At 38.4% G+C, this 1,039-nt stretch carries 2 pseudogenes; both read left to right on the plus strand.

From position 1 onward, the window contains the following. Positions 1 to 456, plus strand: a pseudogene (locus tag BXY_RS18160) (chain-length determining protein); the annotation flags it as partial. A gap of 19 nt (positions 457 to 475) precedes the next feature. Then, positions 476 to 1,039 (plus strand): annotated as a pseudogene (locus BXY_RS18165) (undecaprenyl-phosphate glucose phosphotransferase); the annotation flags it as partial.

The following is a 1,039-nucleotide window of genomic DNA, read 5'->3' on the forward strand; positions in this document are numbered from 1 at the left end:
GTTGCTGACTCTGTAGTTAAGAAGTTGCAGGAATATATCATAGACTATCGTACCTCCAAATCTAAAGAGGATTGTCTCTATTTGGAGAAATTGTTTAAAGAACGTCAGCAGGAATATTACGAAGCGCAGAGAAAATATGCCGATTATATGGATTCTCATGACAATATCATTTTGCAGAGTGTTCGTACCGAGCAGGAACGTTTGCAGAATGACATGAGTTTGGCTTACCAGGTATATAGTCAGGTTGCCGGTCAGCTTCAGGTTGCCAGAGCTAAAGTTCAGGAGGAGAAGCCTGTTTTTGCTGTTGTAGAGCCTGCAGTTGTACCATTATATCCTTCGGGAACCAGTAGGAAAGTATATGTTTTAGTTTTTGTTTTCCTATCAGTTTGTATTGTAATCTCTTGGAATTTGTTCGGGAAAGACCTTCTGAGCAAGTTCAAAGAAGTATGTGCCTAAAATCAATTTTTAATGTGATATGGTATCAACCACCAGTCAAATCAATAAATTTATAGAATTTATAGCAGTTCTGGGAGATCTGATCATTCTGAATTTGGTATTGTTCTTTCTCCTTTTCTTTTGGGAAGAAGTATTTGTCTCTTTACCTTTTTCTTGTAGGGTTTCCTGGATGATGACTTCGTTAAGTCTCTGTTATCTGGCCTGTTCCGGTTCTCGTGGGAGGGTTTGGGATAGTCGGGGAATTCGCCCTGACCAACTTGTGTTGCGCGTGTTGAAGAATACTATAGCTTTTTCCATCTTTTGGGCATGTATCATGACTTTTAGTGGAATCTCTATCTATTCTCCTTTTTTCTTTGTTGCATATTTCTCTTTTCTCTTTGTTATCTTAAGTATTTATCGCATTATCATCCGTCATTTTCTGATAGTTTATTGTGCTAAGGGCAAGCATAGACGTTATGCTGTTTTTATAGGTGGAGGCAATAATATGCAGGTGTTGTATGAGGAGATGGAAAGTTCTCTGGCGTCTTCCCTATATGAAGTCGTGGGTTATTTTGATATAAAACCGAATGATGCTCTTTCTTCT

The sequence above is a fragment of the Bacteroides xylanisolvens XB1A genome, assembly GCF_000210075.1.
Taxonomy (GTDB): Bacteria; Bacteroidota; Bacteroidia; order Bacteroidales; family Bacteroidaceae; genus Bacteroides; species Bacteroides xylanisolvens.